The sequence below is a fragment of the Barnesiella sp. An55 genome, assembly GCF_002161555.1.
Classification (GTDB): Bacteria; Bacteroidota; Bacteroidia; order Bacteroidales; family Barnesiellaceae; genus Barnesiella; species Barnesiella merdipullorum.
On sequence record NZ_NFHZ01000019.1, the window covers coordinates 1 to 16,634 of the forward strand.

Annotated in this window: 16 protein-coding genes; 9 read left to right on the forward strand and 7 right to left on the reverse strand. The window is 52.9% G+C overall.

The window, feature by feature from the left end; all coding sequences use genetic code 11:
- Positions 1-163: 163 nt before the first annotated feature.
- From B5G10_RS11030 to B5G10_RS11045, 4 genes are all read right to left on the reverse strand, one after another.
- Positions 164-1,522: a tyrosine-type recombinase/integrase gene (locus B5G10_RS11030; protein ID WP_087424834.1), complete on the reverse strand. Its 1,359-nt coding sequence runs from the start codon at positions 1,520-1,522 to the stop codon at positions 164-166.
- A gap of 231 nt (positions 1,523-1,753) precedes the next feature.
- Complete coding sequence (locus B5G10_RS11035; protein WP_008863178.1) at positions 1,754-1,975, reverse strand: DUF2795 domain-containing protein; 222 nt, start codon at positions 1,973-1,975, stop codon at positions 1,754-1,756.
- Positions 1,976-2,045: 70 nt separating this feature from the next.
- Positions 2,046-2,606: a cob(I)yrinic acid a,c-diamide adenosyltransferase gene (locus B5G10_RS11040; protein WP_087424786.1), complete on the reverse strand. Its 561-nt coding sequence runs from the start codon at positions 2,604-2,606 to the stop codon at positions 2,046-2,048.
- A 20-nt stretch (positions 2,607-2,626) separates the two neighbouring features.
- Positions 2,627-3,172 (reverse strand): TIGR00730 family Rossman fold protein, encoded by a 546-nt coding sequence (locus B5G10_RS11045; RefSeq protein ID WP_087424787.1) that lies wholly within the window; start codon positions 3,170-3,172, stop codon positions 2,627-2,629.
- Positions 3,173-3,471: 299 nt separating this feature from the next.
- On the opposite strand from B5G10_RS11045, the gene B5G10_RS11050 reads away from it, so the two are divergent.
- The 4 genes from B5G10_RS11050 (at position 3,472) to B5G10_RS11065 (ending at position 7,340) form a co-directional block, all read left to right on the forward strand.
- Positions 3,472-4,155 carry a hypothetical protein gene (locus tag B5G10_RS11050; RefSeq protein ID WP_087424788.1) on the forward strand — a complete coding sequence of 228 codons (684 nt, stop codon included), beginning with the start codon at positions 3,472-3,474 and terminating at the stop codon, positions 4,153-4,155.
- Positions 4,156-4,321: 166 nt separating this feature from the next.
- Positions 4,322-5,545 carry a pitrilysin family protein gene (locus B5G10_RS11055; RefSeq protein ID WP_087424789.1) on the forward strand — a complete coding sequence of 408 codons (1,224 nt, stop codon included), beginning with the start codon at positions 4,322-4,324 and terminating at the stop codon, positions 5,543-5,545.
- A gap of 80 nt (positions 5,546-5,625) precedes the next feature.
- Positions 5,626-6,618: a tRNA dihydrouridine synthase DusB gene (gene dusB, locus B5G10_RS11060; RefSeq protein WP_087424790.1), complete on the forward strand. Its 993-nt coding sequence runs from the start codon at positions 5,626-5,628 to the stop codon at positions 6,616-6,618.
- 11 nt (positions 6,619-6,629) lie between these two features.
- Positions 6,630-7,340 (forward strand): DUF2807 domain-containing protein, encoded by a 711-nt coding sequence (locus B5G10_RS11065; protein ID WP_087424791.1) that lies wholly within the window; start codon positions 6,630-6,632, stop codon positions 7,338-7,340.
- A gap of 30 nt (positions 7,341-7,370) precedes the next feature.
- Here the strand turns inward: B5G10_RS11065 and B5G10_RS11070 are convergent, their stop codons facing one another.
- From B5G10_RS11070 to B5G10_RS11080, 3 genes are read right to left on the reverse strand one after another with little or no spacing between them, the layout of a single operon-like run.
- Positions 7,371-8,474, reverse strand: a complete 1,104-nt coding sequence (locus B5G10_RS11070; RefSeq protein WP_087424792.1) for a WG repeat-containing protein — start codon at positions 8,472-8,474, stop codon at positions 7,371-7,373.
- Positions 8,475-8,519: 45 nt separating this feature from the next.
- Entirely contained in the window at positions 8,520-9,467 is a 948-nt protein-coding gene (locus B5G10_RS11075; RefSeq protein ID WP_087424793.1) for a GNAT family N-acetyltransferase, read from the reverse strand.
- Between the two features lies 1 nt (position 9,468).
- Positions 9,469-10,293, reverse strand: a complete 825-nt coding sequence (locus B5G10_RS11080; RefSeq protein WP_087424794.1) for a 1-acyl-sn-glycerol-3-phosphate acyltransferase — start codon at positions 10,291-10,293, stop codon at positions 9,469-9,471.
- A 226-nt stretch (positions 10,294-10,519) separates the two neighbouring features.
- Between B5G10_RS11080 and rsmH the strand changes: the two genes are divergently transcribed.
- The 5 genes from rsmH to mraY are packed head-to-tail and all read left to right on the forward strand — an operon-like array spanning position 10,520 to position 16,626.
- Positions 10,520-11,434 carry a 16S rRNA (cytosine(1402)-N(4))-methyltransferase RsmH gene (gene rsmH / locus B5G10_RS11085; protein ID WP_087424795.1) on the forward strand — a complete coding sequence of 305 codons (915 nt, stop codon included), beginning with the start codon at positions 10,520-10,522 and terminating at the stop codon, positions 11,432-11,434.
- Positions 11,435-11,438: 4 nt separating this feature from the next.
- Positions 11,439-11,801 (forward strand): FtsL-like putative cell division protein, encoded by a 363-nt coding sequence (locus B5G10_RS11090; protein WP_087424796.1) that lies wholly within the window; start codon positions 11,439-11,441, stop codon positions 11,799-11,801.
- On the forward strand, positions 11,785-13,854 hold the full coding sequence (locus B5G10_RS11095) for a penicillin-binding protein (RefSeq protein WP_087424797.1): 2,070 nt from the start codon (positions 11,785-11,787) through the stop codon (positions 13,852-13,854). Before B5G10_RS11090 ends, B5G10_RS11095 begins: the two co-directional genes overlap by 17 nt.
- A gap of 15 nt (positions 13,855-13,869) precedes the next feature.
- The gene (locus B5G10_RS11100) at positions 13,870-15,333 is read left to right on the forward strand and encodes a UDP-N-acetylmuramoyl-L-alanyl-D-glutamate--2,6-diaminopimelate ligase (protein WP_087424798.1); all 1,464 of its coding nucleotides are present in this window, start codon (positions 13,870-13,872) and stop codon (positions 15,331-15,333) included.
- 27 nt (positions 15,334-15,360) lie between these two features.
- Positions 15,361-16,626, forward strand: a complete 1,266-nt coding sequence (gene mraY, locus B5G10_RS11105; protein ID WP_087424799.1) for a phospho-N-acetylmuramoyl-pentapeptide-transferase — start codon at positions 15,361-15,363, stop codon at positions 16,624-16,626.
- Positions 16,627-16,634: the final 8 nt, after the last annotated feature.

The window sequence follows — 16,634 nt, forward strand, 5'->3', positions numbered from 1 at the left end:
TTCCAGAGGGCGGATATCCGTGAAATTTATAATCAGCCGACAACTCCCGTTTGTGTTCCGGAGGCGGGTTCTGTCGAGCAACCTACTTTATGGTAAAATTTCTCCGGACAGCAGTGTTTTAGATATAAAATTAATGATTGTTTATAATAGCCATCTACAATTATCAGACAATTTCCAGAGATGCAAAATCCTCTTTCAGACGAGCCACTTCCGCCGACAGCGTTTCGGGCAGGAATTTGGCATATACCTTTTCGGTGACATCCGTACTTCCATGGCCGAGCAAACGACTGACAACCGACATGGAAAGTCCATTGTTCAGTGCAAAGACCGCAAACGAATGCCGGGCCACATGCATTGAGAGGGTAAACGGAAGCCCTATCTGTCCTCCGACAACCGCCAGCGACTGATTGATACATTTCGTTGCATTGTTACGGGCTTTGTACAGAGCCTCCGCATCATCAAGATCCAGATCATCCTTTACTAAGTTGAATACATACCGGCATCCGGCACGTTTCTCCTGCCACCGATGTAGTATATGCAAGGCAGGTTCTGTAAGAGGAATTACATGGCGCTTGTTCGTCTTGATCATGATTTTTCTCAGTTCCTTCTTCTCAAAATTGACATGGCCCCACTGCAATGTCATCACATCGACAACACGGAGTCCACAGGCATGGAAGGCAAAGAAGAACATTTCCAAAAATTCCTTACGGCGCGGTTCTGTACAGGTATTGTAATATTCCAACAGCGCAGACATCTGTTCCTTTGAAAGGTACTTGCCATCAAACTCGTTGTCTTCGTCCGAAAGAGATATCTTAGAGGTGATACGCATATCCTGAATCCTCGCATTGACGGCATGGTCTATCATCTTCATTTCGGAAGCATAGGCACACGCCTTCAGAATCGGAGTCAAAGCATGGTTGATTGTTGCATCGCTATTCTGTTTTATCTCGCGGCGCCACCTGATGTATTCGTCAATCAGTTCAACCGATATTTCACCTAAATAGATACTGTCCGGCTTATAGGTACCGTTCTTTGTTGCACGGAGAAAGATACGGAAAATATTCATGCCGCTCTTGCCGTTCTCATAGCGGCTGCGTCCGATTCGGTTTCTCGAATAATCGGATTCAAGCCTTTCCTGAACAAACTCGATAAAATCCTTTCCTTTGTCCTCCCGTGTGAGCGGTTTGTCGGCCAAAAGATCTGATATTACCTGCTCCGTAATCTGGTTTGGATGTTTCTGCTGAAACTCGGCCAAAAGGCTGTCAATCTTATCTACCCTGGCAAGCAACAGACTGTTGATACGGTTGGCTTCCGGGCCATAGCTCGCCCTGACTCCGCCACGTCCCTTGTTGGCTTTCTCGTTCCAGTCTCCCAACCGGACAAAGATATTCATACCCTTGCGTATCACCTGCCGGTTCCAGGTGTATTCAAGCTGGACAAGATACTGTTTGGCAGGATCGATCTCACCCCGGATATGCAGGCGATAGCGTCCCAATGGATATAGTCGTTTCGGTCGTCCCATACTGGAGATGTTTGAAATTAAAAAAACAGAGGTTGCGGTAATACTCACAAACCTCTGTAAAGGTAATGAATTTTGTCCAAACAAATCCCGATTTTTTCCCGAAAAAACGTATTTTGTCCAAATAAACCGCGCCATTTGAGGCGGTCAGACGCTGTTGTCCAAACAAATTAAATCCCCGTCAATCTTATTGATTGACAGGGATTTAATAGCTGTTTTGTGCTTAAAATCGCGCTAATATTCTTCCTCGTTGAAGAAGAAATCTTCTTTGCTGGGGTAGTCGGGCCAGATGTCTTCGATACATTCATAAGTTTCCCCTTCGTCTTCCATCTCCTGCAGGTTTTCGATAACCTCAAGAGGTGCCCCGGAACGCATAGCGTAGTCGATCAACTCCTCTTTTGTTGCAGGCCAAGGTGCGTCTTCGAGTTTCGATGCTAATTCCAATGTCCAGTACATAGTGTTAAAATTTTAACTTGTTGATAGGTCTTTCTATAAAATGTTCGCAAAAATAGCTCATTTATTTTCATTAGCAATCTTTATCCCAGAAAATTTCGTCCTGTTTTTTGACATAATTGTTAAATCGCGCTAAAACAAAGAAGTAGTCGGAGAGACGATTGACAAATTTCATGATGTTTTCATCGACCAATACCTCTTGGGCTACCTGGCAAATGCGGCGTTCGGCTCGTCGGCATACGGTGCGGCACACATGGGCTTGGGCGGCGGCAGCTGTCCCGCCGGGTAACAGGAAGGCATGGAGCGGTGGCACGATGGAGTCGAGGGTGTCGATGCGATTCTCGATGCGGGCGATGTCGTCGGGGTGCAGTCGGCTGGCCTCGCGCAACTGGGTGAACGAGGTGTCGGTGGCCAGGTAGGAGCCTACGACAAAGAGTTTGTTCTGGATGAAGAGGAGCAGGGCGTCGTCGTCGGGATCGTTGCCCATCTGGCGCAGCAGACCGATGTGGGCGTTGAGTTCGTCGATGGTACCGTAGGCTTCGAGCCGCGGGTCGTTTTTCGAGATGCGCAGGCCTCCCACCAGAGAGGTGGTGCCTTTGTCGCCGGTGAGGGTGTAGAGGTTGCTTTTTTTCATATCGTTGGCAGTTTGGGTTATTAACGGATTTGTTGCGCGAGAAGTTCGCAGCAGGCTCGGGCATCGGGCACTACCTGGTAGAGGTCGGGACGATCGTAACGCAGGAAGCCTTGCTGGCGCAGCAGGTCGAGCTGTTGCACGAGAGGGGCGAACAGGCCTCGGGTATTGCAGATGACGATGGGCTTGTCGTGGTGGCCGAGCATCTTGGTGGTGATGGCGTCGAAGAGTTCGTCGATGGTACCGATGCCGCCGGGCAGGGCTACGATGATGTCGCCCCGTTCGATGAGGAGCCGTTTGCGCTCGCCCATATTGTCGGTGGTAATGAGCTCGGTGGGCTGTTGGCTCGATCGCCCTAACCGGACGATGTGGCTGGTGATGACTCCCAGTACGGGGCTTCCGTTGTCGCGGGCGCACCGGGCTACAATCTCCATGAGTCCACCATTGGCCCCGCCATAGACCAGCCGGTAGCCGTGGGTGCCTATCCATTGGCCCAGCACCTCGGCCTCGTGCTTGTAGTCGGGGGCGATGGCATCGGAAGCCGAGCAAAATACGGTAATGCTTTGCATAGTGTCGTTCGTTTTTTCAAAGATAGTGAAAGGTGAGCGCAGAGGCAAATGAAAACCATGTTTTCAAATTTGACTATGCCGAACTGCATCCTATCTTATCCAAAGATAGTGAAAGGTGGCTATCGAGACAAATAGAAAATGAAATTTTCGATATATGGTCTCTTGTTTTATAAACGAGAATAAGAGGCGAGATTATAAATTGCGCTACAAGGTGTGGGGAAAATTCAGGATTTGCATATATTTGCCACAGATGATTCTAGAACGAGTTGTATATAATTGTTATGAGATTGAGCCGGTATATGACGCTTTTATTTGTTTCCGTATGGTGCTGTGGACCTGCAGGGGTGTATGCGCAAGACAAGGCTCCGGCTTTTACGGCCGACTTGTACGGAGGAGTGTACCTGAACAATGAACAAGCCTGGCAATTAGAACCTTCCGTCAGCTGGCTTTTCCATAAGCATCTCGGTGTGGCGCTTGGGTTGGAGTTGACGGGTCAATATAATCAACCGAGCCGTCAGACTGTGGTTGACGGGCATGAAGCCGAGCTTGCCGACAATGAGCGAAACATCGGGTGGCTGATATTGAAGCCGTCGTTGGTCATTAAATCTCCAGCTATCTGGGCGAGTGCGGATAACGACTGTCGTCTTTGGGTTCAGGCTGAGCCGGGGCTCAGTTTGGCGTGCCCTTTCCGAAACTCTTTGACCTATGAAATCAAGCAGTTTTCGGGAGCTGTCAGCCAGACCGTAGATTATCGCACATTTCCCAATAAAGGGCTCCAATGGTTCTACTGGAATGCAAGGGTTTCGATCAACTTTGCCATTGATCGTTTTATATTCAGGGGCGGGTATTCTGTCTCGAATCTGGACTATTATTCCGGGCGGAGGAATATTACGTTGGATAATGGGCAGAAGTTTTATGTGCCCAAGCGAGAGTTGAGCCAGAGTATCTTCTTGTCAATCGGTTATGTGTTTCATTACTTTTGAAGACCGATGATAAATCTCTCCCTACGAACAATTTCTTGTCTTTCTTATTCAAAAAAGGATACGGAAAGAGGGTCCACCTGTATGGGGACAGAATAATATCGCCGTTTTTTGTGGAACGGGCGGGAATGTCGTATTTTTGCAGCTTCTAACAGAGGACGGTTTATTTATGGAAGAATATCAGATTTGTACCTTGTCCAACGGGCTGCGTCTCATTCACCGACCCACACGGTCGGCCGTCTCGTATTGTGGCTTTACGGTCAATGCCGGTACTCGCGACGAAGGTGAGGCCTACAACGGCCTGGCTCATTTTGTAGAACACACGCTGTTCAAGGGTACGACTCACCGGCGGGCGTCGCATATCCTCAACCGCATGGAAGTGGTGGGGGGCGAGCTGAATGCCTACACGGCCAAGGAGGAGACGGTGGTCTATTCGATTTTCCCGGGTGTGCATCTGCCCCGGGCCATGGAGCTGTTGGGCGACCTGGTAGCCAACTCGCAATTCCCTGAGCGGGAGCTGAACAAGGAGCGCGAGGTGGTGGCCGACGAGATAAACCTCTATCTCGATACTCCTGCCGAACTGATTTACGATGAGTTTGAGTCGTTGCTTTTCGAGGGGTGTGCATTGGGCCGCAATATCCTGGGGTCGGTCGAGTCGCTCGATCGTATGACTTCTGCCGTGGCCCGGCAGTTCCTCACCGACTACTATACGCCCGGGAATATGGTTTTCTTCTCTATGGGAGCTACTCCTTTCGACCGGGTCAAAGCCTTGGCCGAGCGCTATCTGGGTGGATTGTCCCGCCCCACGAAGCCGATGAACCGGCAGCTGCCATCCGCCGGCCCGTCGTTTACCCGCACGATCGATCGCGATACGCACCAGTCGCACGTCATTATCGGGGCACGGGCCTACGACCTGCACGATAAGCGTCGCCGCGCCTTGCTGCTCCTGAACAACCTGCTGGGCGGTCCCGGCATGAACAGTGTGCTGAATGTGAGTCTGCGCGAGAAGCGGGGCTATGTCTATACGGTAGAGTCGTCGGTTACCTCTTATACCGATACCGGTCTGTTTACCATCTACTTCGGTACCGATCATCACGATACCCGACGCTGCATCGACCTGGTGCGACGAGAGTTGAAGCGGATGCGCGAGCAGCGTCTCTCGACCTCGAAACTGGCTGCGGCCAAGCGTCAGTTTATCGGGCAGATAGAGGTATCGACCGACAACTCGGAGAATGTAGCGCTGGCCTTGGGCAAGAGCTTCCTACGCTATGGACAGTTCGACTCGCTGGAGGAGATAGCCCGCCGGGTCGAGCAGATTACGGCCGACGACCTGCTGGCGATTGCCAATGAGGTGCTGGCCGAAGACAGACTGTCTATGTTAATTTGCGAATAGAATATTTGTTAATTTTTATAACCTTATGGCTGCGAGGCCGATAGTTTTTTGTATATTCGTATTCTCAATAAGCAACAGGTATGAAGATAGGTAATCTCGATTTTGGCCGGTATCCGTTGTTTCTGGCGCCGATGGAGGATGTGACGGACGAGTCGTTCCGCCTCATGTGCAAGGAGTTTGGCGCCGATATGGTCTATACCGAGTTTGTGTCGAGCGATGCGCTGGTGCGCAATATCAACAGCACCACCCGCAAACTGAACATACACGACGAGGAGCGTCCCGTGGCCATACAGATTTACGGGCGCTTTGTCGATGCTATGGTCGAGGCCGCCCGCATGTGCGAAGAGGCTCACCCTGATGTGCTCGATATCAACTTCGGTTGCCCGGTGAAGAAGGTAGCCGGCAAAGGGGCCGGAGCCGGCATGTTGCGCGACGTGCCGCTGATGTTGAAAATCACCCGGGCCGTAGTCGATGCCGTGAAGATACCCGTTACGGTGAAGACCCGCCTGGGGTGGGACCAGGAGTCGCGCATCATTGTCGAACTGGCCGAGCAGTTGCAGGATTGCGGCATTGCCGCCCTCACCATACACGGGCGTACCCGCAGCCAGATGTACACCGGCGAGGCCGACTGGACCCTCATCGGGGAGGTGAAGAACAATCCCCGCATGCACATTCCCATCATCGGGAATGGCGATGTGACCACCCCGCAGATAGCCAAGGAGAAGTTCGACCGCTACGGAGTCGATGCCGTGATGGTAGGGCGGGCCAGTTTCGGTTGCCCTTGGATTTTCAAGGAGATGAAACACTATCTGCTCACGGGCGAAGAGTTGCCACCGCTCTCGATTCACGAGAAGATGTCGGCCCTGCGCCGGCAGATGCTCGAGAGTGTGGCCCGGCTCGACGAGCACCGGGGCATCCTGCACATACGCCGGCACTTGGCAGCCACCCCGCTGTTCAAGGGTATCCCCAACTTCAGGGAGACGCGCATTGCCATGTTGCGGGCCGACAGTGTAGAGGAGCTCACGGCTATCCTCGACAAGATTGAATATGAAATATTACCCAACCAAGTATAAAACACGAAAAGATGATGAAGAAGATATTCGGTATGTTGGCCGTGTGCCTTGTTTCTGTTATGGGGGCGCAGGCCGTGGAGACTTCGGTAAAACAGATTGCGGTCGATGATTTTTACAAGATGAAGGTGTATAACAACTTCGACGTGTCGTACAGGCAGAATGCCGACTCGGCCGGAGTCATCGTGATTATGGCGGCTACCGCCGATATCGACAAGATCGAGTGCGTGGCCAAGAAGGGACAGCTCACCATCAAGTATAAGGGGGCCTGCGACAAGGAGCAGATGCAAGGCTCGATCATTGTCTATTCCACCGCCTTGGAGTATGTTGAGAACAACGGCCTGGGTGTGGTGCAGATTGCATCGCCCATATCGGGCGCGGCTTTCCAGGCCAAGGTGATAGGCAACGGCTCGATTATGGGCCGCCAGATCGATTATGGTATCGTGAAGGCTTCGGTGTTGACCGGTAGCGGCAAGGTTTCGCTCACGGGGAAATGCCGCGAGGCCGAACTCTCGGTAACTGGTACGGGTCAAGTCGAGGCCGACGGGCTGGTCGCTCGCGATGTGACTTGCCGCATCACGGGCAACGGAGTCATCGGGTGTCATGCCACCCAAAAACTGTCGGCTTGGGCTACGGGTAATGGCGAGGTTTATTACCGGGGAACTCCCGAGATTAAGAAAAATTCGTTGGGCGAACTCTCGGTCCGCTCGCTCGAGGGGAAATAATCGTCTCCTTTCCCGGGCTTCTCTTCTGTCTTACTTGTATCGAGCGTGGTCGCTTTTGACTGTGGTGAAGGCGCTGCCTGCTCCACGGGCCTGCTGCAGGTAATCATCGGCCACACGGTCGTATTGCGGATTGATGCGGTAGCGCCCTTTGGTATCGATAAATCCATATAGGGTACCGGCCTCTACCAGGGCCAATCCGTCGAAGAAGGGGAGGGCATCGGTAAATTGTCGTTTGATTTTCCACTGGCCCTGACGGTCGATATAGCCCCATTTGCCTTGCCATTTTACGGGAGCCAGTTCGGCCTGGCCGAAGGCTCGGCTATCGTCGAAGGCGGGCTCGATGAGCATCTTTCCCTGTGGGTCGCACCAGCCCCATTTCTCCTCTATCTGGATGCGAAAGAGGGTACCGTCTGAGACAAGAGCTTCGCAGTCGGTTTGCCAAATCGAGTCGCCCTGCAACCCGATGACGCGGAACGTTCCCGGTTTTACCTGCACCACGGCCTGCTGCTGGGGCGAGAACGACTCGGCCGATTCGTAGCAGGGAGCTATCTTCTCCACCCCTTGGGCATCGATGTATCCCCACAATCCCTCTTCGTTTTTGACAGCGGCCACTCCTTGGGCAAAGGGTTTCACTTCGCGATAAATAGGTTTGATAATCACGTTGCCGCTCTTGTCGATAAATCCCCACCGTTCGCCATCCTTCTCCTTTTGGGCAAAAGCCGCCATCCCTTCGCAGAAGATCATCACTTGCGAGGCTTGGGTGAGGGTGAGCTGCAGCCGGCCTTTGGTGTCGATGGCACAGGGAGCCTCGTTGGGGCGCACCACCCAGGCGCGGTTTTCGTGAAAGATGGTAGCCGCGGTATAGACGGCGGGATAGACGAGTTCGCCCTTGTCGTCGATATATCCCCATTTATCATCGGCCTGGTTGCGCACCAGAGCCATATCGTCGTAGAAGAGCGAGGCACTGGTGTAGGGGCCTACGAAGCGAGGTTCGTCGTCGCGGTCGATATAGAGACAGGAGTCGCCGGCGAAAACCGGGATATAGTCGGTCTCGGTGAGTATATACGAGGTGTTGCCACTGCATTGACACAGCAGAAGCATGAGCGCAGCGGGCAGGAGAAAACTATATTTCATGCGAGTATAAGTATGTTTTCTCCGATAAAAAAGACGGTGGCGCCGTTACGATATTTTTATCGGAGGCAGTTTGTCGTAGGTCTCGATATACCGGCTTCGCTTCTCTGCGATGATATCCTTTATGGCGATGAGGATACCCGACTCCTCCACGTTGCCGAATTCGTCGTTGATGGCCGTGCCAAACATCTTCATCGTGGGCGAGAGTCCCATGTAGGCGTTGACCAGCGGGGGTATGTTGTACCCGAGTTTGCGCACCTCCTGGTTCAGAATCTTGTAATCCTCCTTGAAGTCGTCGTGAATGAAAAGCCGGCTCATCTTCTCTTCGTCGGTATTGGTCTGGAGCGGATGACGCGGCCATACGAGGTGCTCGGGGTCGGGGAAGTGTTTGTTCAGGAAATAGAGAATCATGTTGCGCCCCTCGTGCGAGTAGGTGGGATACATGGTTACCTTCCCGAAGAAGTATTCGATTTGCGGATAATCGACCGTGAGAGCCCCCAGTCCGTCCCACAGGTTGTCGAGAGCAAAGAGCCCTTTGGCTCCGGCGCGCGACGACTGGTACTCGAGGGTAACAAACGAGCGACCCAACTCGATGGTGTGGGGCAGGTAGTCATGCAAAAACTTGTCGGAGAAGTCGAAGAGGTGCGAGGTGGCGATGCGGGGGCGACCCTGTTCGTCGGTGCGAATGTTCTCGCCCAGGATGAACCGATAGCCGCCGATAATCTCTTCGGCTTCGGGGTTCCACACAATAAGTTGCTGGCACGGTGGGTCCATCGTGTCGAATTCGTCGATGTCGAGGGCGAGGCCGGTGCCACCACCGGGGTAACGAAAAGCGATTTCGCGCAGCCTTCCTATTTCGCGCATCACGTGGGGTGCATTGTTACAATCGACGATGTATATCTTGTTTCCGCCCTTACGGGTATCTCGCATAAATCGGTCGGGGGTAAGTTCCGACTTGATGAGTTCTTTGTCAACGGGCGCAATAATCGGTTCCATGCTATTGATTTTTAATCTGATAGACTTTCTCTTTTACAACCTGGGCCCACTCTTGAAGACTTTTTGACTTGTCGAATGTCTGCCAGGGGATAGGTTTGCCGATGTATATGTTGAACGTTTTGTTTTTACTGTTGAACATTTCATCGGGCAAATATATCAATTCTATATTAAATTTTATGCCGAGAGTTTTACGTATTTTAGCAAATCGGTAAAAAAAAGCCGAGTTCTGTCCCTCGAAATAGATGGGGATTACATCGCGTTGCGACTGGATGGCTTTGGCAATAAAGGTTTTTTTCCACTCCAGGTCGCATATTTTCCCGTGTTGCAGGCGAGAGCAGAGACCGGCGGGGAAGATGAGCATCTGCTCGTCGGACTCATAGGCCTTGTTTATCTGTATGCTCGACTCCTTGGCCTGCGACCCGTACTTGTTGATAGGCAGGAATACGGGGGCCAACGGCTTGATATTCATGAGCAAGTCGTTGACGAGAAATTTTATTTTTCCGTTGTAGTAGTGGCCGAAGAAACGGATGAGCGTGACCCCGTCGAGCGCGCCCAGGGGGTGGTTCGAGGCGAAGATAAAGCGGCCCTCGGCCGGAATGTTCTCGATGCCGATGACGTTGGCGTGAACATTCATGTAGTCGAGCAGGTCGTCGGCAAACTTCACGCCGGTGCTATCCTTGTAGGTACTGAGAACGTAGTTTATCTCGTCCTGGTGGATGGTCCGCTTGAGATAGCGAAACAAGAATCCCGGGATTCGTTTTGCATATTTGGGCGTTTTCTCCCTGACTACCTTCTCAATATCGATTTTCAGAGGTTCGGAACTCATGACTAACCATAAAAAGTGTGTACAAAAGTAAGCTATTTTTTTTATTTTTACAGACAGGAATATGCTTTTTATTACAGAATGATACAGTATCTCTCATTCACGGGCCTCTGATTTTTGTGTCGTGACAGAAAAAAATAGAGAAAAAAGTGAAAAAGTGCACTGCGGGATTAGCGATTAATGCCTATCTTTACCCTGCAAAAATGTAAAGTTGGAGGACGAGGATCGAATGGAATTGCAATCGCCTGTGTATCATATACCTGCACTACTCGAGGAGTGTATCGACGGATTGGCGGTCAAACCCGATGGTACCTATGTCGATGTGACCTTTGGCGGGGGTGGACACTCGCGGGCCATTTTGGAACATCTGGGCGAGGGGGGACGGCTTTTTTCGCTCGACCAGGACGAGGATGCCCGGCGCAACAGTTTGGACGACGATCGCTTTACGTTTGTGCATAGCAACTTCAGGTATCTGAAAAACTTCATGCGCTATTATGGCGTAGAGCAGGTCGATGGCATTTTGGCCGATTTGGGGGTCTCGTTTCACCATTTCGACGACTCGGAGCGAGGTTTTTCGTTTCGCTTCGAAGGCCCGCTCGACATGCGCATGAACCAGCGGGCTTTACAGACTGCCGCCCAGGTGGTAGCCTCGTATAGCGAAGAGCAGTTGGCCAATCTCTTCTTCTTGTATGGCGAGTTGAAGAGTGCGCGTCGCATTGCCTCGGCGTTGGTCTCGGCGCGGGCTTCGTCGCCCATCACAACGACCGAGCAGTTGCTCGAGGTGGTGCGGCCCTATGTCAATCGCAAGCAAGAGAAAAAAGAGTTGGCGCAACTGTTTCAGGCCCTGCGCATCGAGGTCAACCGCGAGATGGAGAGCCTGCGTCGGTTGCTCGAGCAGTCGGTCGAGTTGCTTGCCCCCGGTGGCAGGCTGGTGATACTCACCTACCATTCGCTCGAAGATCGCATGGTCAAGAACTTCATACGCACGGGCAATGTCGAAGGGCGTGCCGAGCAGGATTTCTTCGGCCGCATAGAGACCCCGTTCAGGGCTGTCAACCACAAGGTGATTGTCCCCGATGAGGCCGAGATTGAGCGGAATCCCCGGTCGCGCAGCGCCAAGTTGAGAATAGCAGAGAGGGTATAGAATAATGGCAAAGAAGACAAAAAACGAAAAGATAGGATTCATTAAATATCTGAAAATGGTTATCCAGGGGCGTATTTTTTCGCTCGATTTTTTCAGATCGCACTGGGGCTTTATCGCTTCGGTGGTTTTTCTTTTTTGCCTGTCGATAGCCAACCGCTATGTGTGTCAAACCAAGTTGGAGACTATCAAGGAGTTGCGCTTTGAGTTGACCAATGCAAAGACCGAGCGGGTGCGTGCTGCTGCCCGCTACATGGGGTTGGTGCGCCACTCGAGAATCATGACGCTCGTCAACGAAAATCATTTGGGACTCGAGATACCCGATACTCCTCCTGTAAAACTGATGCAGACCGATGGAGACAAGGAATAGGAATCACATATTGTTGCGGTATGCCCTGGTAATCGTAGGGGTGCTCTTGTTCAGTATCGCCATTATCAAGAAGGCGGCCGATACGTGCATTATTCATGCCGACAAGTGGAACGAGAAGGCAGCCCAAATGCTCTCGATTACCCACGAGGTGATGCCCGAGCGTGGCGATATCCTGGCTCAGAACGGCGAGGTGCTGGCTACCAACATGACTTATTATCGGGCTATCATCGACTTTGGCGTGCCCAAGTTCAAGGCCGAGGAGTTTAACGATAGCGTGGCGATTCTGAGCCGTATGCTGGCCAAATATTTCCCTTCGAAGACAGCGACCGCCTATGAGAAGGGGATGCGCAAGGCCTTTTTGGAGAAGAAGCGCTACTTCGTGCTGGTGCGCGAGGTTACCGGCCACGATTATAAGTTGTTGAAGACATTCCCCTTTTTGAACTACCCGACACCCTACTCGGGTTTCTATATCAACCCCAACCGCGAGAAGATTATCAAGCGTGAGAAACCTTATGGTACCATGGCCTCGAGAGCCATTGGCGGACTCGACGAGACCTTCCACGGCAACAGCGGCCTGGAAAAGGCGCTCGACTCCCTGTTGTATGGTGTGCCGGGACGGACCATCAAGAAACAGATTCCGTCGGGCATTGTCGATTGGGTTTCCGATCCGCCGCAAAGAGGGCTCGATGTGAAGACGACAATCGATATCGATATACAGGATATTACCGAGCAGGCTCTGCTCGAGACCATCGAAGAGACGCAACCCGAGTTTGCCGTGGCGATTGTCATGGAGGTGGCCACGGGCGAAATCAAGGCCATGTCTAACCTCTCGCGACTGCCCAACGGAGAGTATCTCGAGACGGTGAACAACGCTGTGCAGGGGTATGAACCGGGTTCGGTGGTGAAACCGTTGTCGATGATGATTGCTCTCGACGACGGCGTGATTCACCCCAATGATGTCATCAACGGTCACAACGGGGTGTTCCGTTATCCGGCCGGAGTCAAGGTGCGTCCCATTACCGACACCCACGGCCGGGCTTCGATGACGGCCACCGAGGCAATGAAGTATTCGTCGAACATTGGTTTGTCTGAAATCATTCTGCGGGGTTACGAGCGTGACCCCGACCGTTTCGTGCAGCGCATCTACGAAGTGGGCTTCATGGAGCCTTTCGACCTCGGCATCCCCGGTACGGCACGTCCTACCATACGTCACCTGAAGCCCACCGTGCAAGATCGCATCAACCTCACGCGTATGTCTTATGGCTATACGACCAAGATACCGCCCATCTATACCCTGGCTCTCTATAACACCATTGCCAACGACGGCAAGTTTGTAAAGCCCCGTTTGGTTAAAGAGCTGTTGCGCGACGGGAAACCCGATACTGTGTTTAACATCAGTTACATCAGAGAGCAGGCTTGCAAGCCCGAGACGGCCCGGCAGTTGAGAGCGATGCTCTATGCCGTGGTGAACGACAACGACGGTACGGGACGGCGCGCCCGATCGACCAAGGTCTCGATTGCCGGCAAGACGGGTACGGTGCGTGTGATTGGTGCCGATGGCAAATATGAGAGCCGTTACCGCATTACCTTCTGTGGTTTCTTCCCCTATGAGAAACCGCAGTACTCGTGTATCGTGCTGTTGGGAAAACCCAATCTGCCGGGTATGCCTTCGGCCGGACATTATTGCGGCGGTGTGCTGAAGAAGATTGCCGAAACGCTCTACTCGATGGGGCGCCTCGATATGCCCATGACCTTGCCTTCCGACTCGACCCTGACCTTTGCTCCCACCGTGAAGCGAGGCGATGCCACCGAGACGCGTGAGGTACTGCAGCAATTGGGTGTGCGGGGCGACATGAGCGGTTGCTGCGACATTGAAACCTATTGCGACAGTATGCCCGATGTGATAGGTATGGGTGCACGCGATGCTCTATATATGCTCGAGCGGGCCGGACTGAATGTGAATATTCAGGGCCGGGGTCGGGTCTATGAGCAGTCGATACCCCGTGGTGCGGCATTGCAGCCGGGAACAACGGTGATTTTAAGATTGAAATAGAAAGAATACGATGATATGAGAAGTGTAGAAGAGTTATTATCGGAAATTGTAGTGGCAGAGCGCAAAGGCGCTGTCGTTACAGAAGTGTCGGGCGTGGAGTCTGATTCGCGCCAGGTAAAGGAGGGCTACCTTTTTGTAGCCGTGCGAGGTGTCTCGGTCGATGGCCACACCTTCATACCCCAGGCCATAGCACAAGGGGCCAAGGTGGTGGTATGCGAAGAGTTTCCCGCCGAGCTGAACAGCGAGGTGATGTATGTCAGGGTCGATGACAGTTCGATTGCTTTCGGTCTGTTGGCTTCGGCCTGGTATGGGAATCCGTCGCGCGAACTCACCCTGGTGGGGGTAACCGGTACCAACGGCAAAACCACCACGGCTACCCTGCTGTACGAGATGTTCCGTTCGCTGGGCTACAAGGCCGGTCTGCTCTCGACCGTGTGCAACTATATCGACGAGGTGCGGGAGCCTGCCACTCACACCACTCCCGACCCGTTGCATCTGCATCGCATGCTGCGCGAGATGGTCGATGCCGGTTGTCAGTATGCCTTTATGGAGGTGAGCTCACACTCGGCTGCACAGCACCGCATTGCCGGGCTCGACTTCGACGGAGCCATTTTCACCAACCTCACCCGCGATCATATCGATTATCATAAGACCTTCGAAGCCTATCTCAAAGCCAAGAAGTCGTTCTTCGACGGGCTGCCCAAAGGCTCTTTTGCCTTGACCAATATCGACGACAAGGCCGGAATGGTGATGCTGCAAAATACCCGGGCCGAGAAACACACCTACTCGTTGCGCACGATGGCCGACTTCAGGGTGCGCATCATCGAGAGCCGCATCGACGGCATGGCCCTCGAGATAAACGGCAAGGAGGTCGAGGTGCGCTTTGTGGGCAAATTCAATGCCTATAACCTGCTGGCCGTGTATGGAGCCACCTGTCTGCTGGGACAGGACCCCGACGAGGTGCTGCGCCGGATGAGTCTGCTGGTACCGGTAGCCGGCCGCTTCCAGACGTTGCACTCTTCGCGCGGATATACCGTCATCGTGGACTATGCTCACACTCCCGATGCGTTGAACAATGTGCTCACCTCCATTCGCGAGGTACTGGGCAACCGGGGGCACATCATCACCGTGGTGGGTGCCGGCGGTAACCGCGACAAGGGCAAACGTCCCATGATGGCCCGCGAGGCGGTGAACCTGAGCGATCGGGTTATTCTCACCTCCGACAATCCTCGGTTCGAAAATCCCAACGATATCTTGAACGACATGCTGGCCGGGCTCGATGCCGAGCAGCGTCGCAAGACTCTCACTCAGGTCGATCGTCGTGAAGCGATTCGTACCGCTACCCAGTTTGCCAATCCCGGCGATGTGATTCTCGTGGCCGGCAAGGGGCATGAGGATTACCAGGAAATCGAGGGTGTGAAACACCACTTCGACGACAAGGAAGAGGTAGAGAAACTGTTTGCCGAGGAGCAGGCTTGATATTAACCCCGAAACTCAAAGACCAATATGTTATACTATCTATTCCAATATCTCGAATCGATGTTCGATATTCCGGGTGCGCGGTTGTTCTCCTACATCTCGTTCCGGTCGGTAGTCGCCTTTATCCTGTCGTTGTTTATCGCCACCATCATCGGCCGGCGCATCATCAACCGGTTGCAGATACGGCAAATCGGTGAGCTGGTACGCGACCTGGGTCTGGAGGGGCAGATGGCCAAGAAGGGTACACCCACGATGGGAGGGGTGATTATCATCATTGCCATCCTGGTACCCTGCCTGCTGGTGGGCCGGTTGGGCAACATCTACATGATACTCATGCTCATCACGACCGTGTGGCTGGGTGCCATCGGTTTCCTCGACGACTCGATCAAGGTGTTTAAGAAAGATAAGGAGGGGCTGCACGGACGATTCAAGATTGTAGGTCAGGTGGGCCTTGGTCTCATCGTGGGCCTCACGCTCTACCTGAGCCCCGATGTGGTTATCCGCGAGAATGTGGCCGTGCAGGCTCCCGGTAGCGATACCGAGGTGGTGAAGTATGAGTCGGAGAATATCAAATCGACCCAGACTACCATCCCCTTCTTCAAGAACAACAACCTCGACTATGCCGACTTGGTCCCCTTCCTGGGCGAGCATGCACAAACCGGTGGATGGATTATCTTCATCCTGCTCACCATATTCGTGGTGACCGCCGTCTCCAACGGCGCCAATCTGACCGATGGACTCGATGGCCTGGCTACGGGCACCTCGGCGATTATCGGTCTCACATTGGGTATTCTGGCCTATCTGTCGGGACACATAGCCTATGCTTCTTATTTAAATATAATGTATATCCCGGGCAGTGAAGAGCTGGTGGTCTTTGCCAGCGCCTTCATGGGAGCCACCATCGGGTTCCTGTGGTACAATGCCTATCCCGCCCAGGTATTCATGGGCGACACGGGCAGCTTGACCTTGGGCGGTATTATTGCCGTCTTTGCCCTGTGCATCCACAAGGAGCTGCTCATTCCCATCTTGTGTGCCATTTTCTTTGCCGAGGATTTGTCGGTAATGTTGCAGGTGGCCTACTTCAAGATAACCAAGCGCAAGTATGGCGAGGGTCGCCGTATATTCAAGATGACACCGTTGCACCACCATTTCCAGAAACCGGGGAATGCAGGTATCAACGCTTTAATACAAAAACCGCTGCAGGCCGTGCCCGAGTCTAAAATCGTTGTCCGTTTTTGGATCGTCGGTCTCATGCTGGCAGCTATTACCATAATTACGCTGAAAATGCGTTAGAAAGGTTG